This window comes from Ilumatobacter nonamiensis YM16-303 (assembly GCF_000350145.1).
Taxonomy (GTDB): domain Bacteria; phylum Actinomycetota; class Acidimicrobiia; order Acidimicrobiales; family Ilumatobacteraceae; genus Ilumatobacter_A; species Ilumatobacter_A nonamiensis.
Genome location: NZ_BAOL01000299.1, coordinates 1 through 2,311, shown reverse-complemented (window position 1 = coordinate 2,311; position 2,311 = coordinate 1). Strand labels below are relative to the sequence as shown.

At 68.5% G+C, this 2,311-nt stretch carries 2 protein-coding genes; both read left to right on the top strand.

What is annotated here, in order from left to right; translation table 11 throughout:
- Positions 1-72 precede the first annotated feature (72 nt).
- Positions 73-735, top strand: a complete 663-nt coding sequence (locus tag ON45_RS20035; protein WP_040496459.1) for a response regulator transcription factor — start codon at positions 73-75, stop codon at positions 733-735.
- Positions 732-2,294 (top strand): sensor histidine kinase, encoded by a 1,563-nt coding sequence (locus ON45_RS20030; RefSeq protein WP_148288799.1) that lies wholly within the window; start codon positions 732-734, stop codon positions 2,292-2,294. Before ON45_RS20035 ends, ON45_RS20030 begins: the two co-directional genes overlap by 4 nt.
- Positions 2,295-2,311 lie beyond the last annotated feature (17 nt).

The following is a 2,311-nucleotide window of genomic DNA, read 5'->3' as shown; positions in this document are numbered from 1 at the left end:
GTGCCATCCGGTGTCTGACACCGGATGGCACACTCTCAGCCCGATCTCAGGCGGTTCGGGCAGACTTCTGCGATGCGCGTGCTGGTGGTCGACGACGAGGTCCGCTTGGCGGAATCGATCGCCCGCGGTCTCGTTGCGGAAGGGTTCGACGCCGACGTCGTCCACGACGGTCGGGACGCACTCTGGCGCGCCCGGGAAGGCGAGTACGCGGCCATCGTGCTCGACATCATGCTCCCGGGTCGGAACGGCTACGAGGTGTGTCGAGAACTGCGCTCGGACGGCGTGACGACGCCGATCCTCATGCTCACCGCGAAGGACGGCGAGTACGACGAGGCCGAAGGACTCGACACCGGCGCCGACGACTACCTCCGCAAACCGTTCTCGTTCGTCGTCCTCGTCGCGCGGCTGCGCGCGCTCACCCGACGCGGCACCGGGACGACCGACAACACCGTCACCGTCGGCACGATCACGCTCGATCCGGGTCGACTGCAGGCAAGCCTCGGCACCGGTTCGGTCGAGTTGACCCGCCGCGAGTTCGCCGTTGCCGACTTCCTGGCGCGACGCCATCCCGACGTCGTCTCGAAGTCGAGTCTGCTCGATGCAGTGTGGGGACTCGATTTCGACGGCGATCCCAACATCGTCGAGGTGTACATCGGCTACCTGCGCAAGAAACTCGGGCGGGAATCGATCCGTACCGTGCGCGGAGCCGGGTACCAGTTCGTGGACGCATCGTGAGTGGCCGACGCCGGGGATGGTCGGTTCGAGCCCGCCTCACGCTGACGATGGCAGCGACCGCGGCGATCGCGTTCTCGATCGTCGCGCTCGCCGCACCGAGCGCCGTGCGGCCGGTCCTCGAGGACGATCTGCTCGACGCCGAAGCCGAGACGGCGGGCCTGATGTCGACCCTCGACGAATCATCGGGCTTCGATCCGGACGACCTCATCCAGATTCCGGACGGCGACGTCTTCCCGTTCGACCCCGACCTGCTCCGCGACGTCGGCGAGTTGTTCGACGACCTCTTCAGCGAAGCCGCGCCGGATCCCGAGGAGCTGAGCGTCATCGCCGCCGAACAGGTCGAGCTGCTGCGTCGGGTCGATCGCCTCGACCTGCTCGCCGATGCGGCCGGCGGCCCGTTCGTGATCGAATCGGGACCCTCCACAGGAACCGAGGTGGAACCCGACGGCAACTTCCGCGTCGTCGACGACCTCGCCGGAACCATCGACGACGGCGTGCCGGTGATGTCGGCGAGCGAGTTCGACGAGTTGCTGTTCGACGACCTCGGCCTGCGCGAGGTCGGTTCCGGGACGTTCATCGAGACCGAGCCGGATGCCCGCACGATCGCGGGAGTGGTCGAGGTCGACGACACCCGGTTGCTCGTCTCTGCCGACGCCGCCGCGGTCGATCGCAGCGTGGGTCGGGTGCAACTCGGGCTGTGGTTGGCCGTGCCGATCCTGACGGCCGCGGTCGCGGCGGTCGCGTGGCTGCTCACCAGTCGAGCACTCCGTCCGGTCGCCGCGATCACCGAGCGCGCCGAGACGATCAGCGGAGGTTCGTTGGATGCGCGGGTTCCGGTTCCGAACAGCGGCGACGAGATCTCGACGCTGGCCACGACGGTCAACGAGATGCTCGATCGGCTCGAATCCGACGACCGGGCGCGCCGCCGATTCATCTCGGACGCTTCCCATGAACTCCGCTCCCCGGTCGCCGTGTTGCGCAACGATGCCGAGGTCGCGCTCAGCCACCCTGACACGACCGACGTCGAACAGCTGGCCTCGGTCATGGCCGGGGAGTCGGCGCGATTGTCGACGATCATCGACGATCTCCTCGCTCTCGCCCGCCACGACGAAGGCGTGGTTGCGTCGTTCGTGGATGTCGACCTCGACGACATCGTGCTCGCGGAAGCCTCACGCTCACGGCGGGTCCCGGTCGACGCGAGCCGGGTGTCAGCGGGTCGGGTGCACGGCAGACCCGATGAGTTGACCCGTCTCGTCGGACACCTGCTCGACAACGCTGCGCGCCACGCCGAGTCGCGGGTCGCCGTCGATCTGCGGTCGACGGAGCACGGAATCGAGCTGACCGTCGACGACGACGGTCCGGGAGTCCCGCCCGCCGACCAGGACAGGATCTTCGAGCGTTTCGTGCGTCTCGACGACGCCCGCACCCGCGACCAGGGTGGCGCCGGACTCGGCCTGGCCGTCGTCCGCAGCACCGCCGAGCGGTCGGGCGGCGCCGTGCAGGTCGCACCGTCGCTGCTCGGTGGCGCGCGCTTCGTCGTCACCTTCCCGTTCTCGTGAACAGTTCGCGCACGGAG

Bases quoted from the DNA above. Each gene is read 5' to 3' on its own strand.
- ON45_RS20035 (WP_040496459.1), top strand. From the start codon at position 73: ATGCGCGTGCTGGTGGTCGACGACGAGGTCCGCTTGGCGGAATCGATC.